This window comes from Streptomyces chisholmiae, assembly GCF_031845445.1.
GTDB classification, from domain to species: domain Bacteria; phylum Actinomycetota; class Actinomycetes; order Streptomycetales; family Streptomycetaceae; genus Streptomyces; species Streptomyces chisholmiae.
Map to the genome: position 1 here is coordinate 1 of NZ_JAVREO010000162.1, position 461 is coordinate 461.

Sequence of the window (461 nt, forward strand, 5' to 3'; positions counted from 1 at the left end):
GGGTGTCGATGAAGCCGGGGCCGACCGCGTTGATCCGGACGTTCTGTGCCGCGTACTCGAGGGCCGCGCTCTTGGTGAGGCCGACGACACCGTGCTTGGCGGCGACATAGGCGGGCGAGCCCGCGAAGCCGTTGGTGCCGAGGATCGAGGACATGTTGACGATCGCGCCGCCGCCCGACGCGACGATGGCGGGCAGCTCGTGCCGCATCGAGTAGAAGACGCCGCTGAGGTTGGTGGCGACGACCCGGTCCCAGTCCTCGACGGCGTACGCGCCGGTCGGGGCGGCGGGTCCGGCGATTCCGGCGTTGTTCACGGCCAGGTGGAGGGCGCCGAAGGTGTCCACGGCGAACCGCACCCCGGCTTCGACGGAGGCCGGGTCGGTGACGTCCATGCGTACGGCTGCCGCCCGCGCTCCGGTGCTCTCCAGCTGGGCGGCGGCCTTGCGGGCGCTCTCCTCGTCG

At 72.2% G+C, this 461-nt stretch carries 1 protein-coding gene; it reads right to left on the reverse strand.

The window, feature by feature from the left end; translation table 11 throughout:
* Positions 1–461, reverse strand: a 461-nt coding sequence (locus tag RM844_RS32585; RefSeq protein ID WP_311671049.1) for an SDR family NAD(P)-dependent oxidoreductase, incomplete at both ends; no start/stop codon positions are given.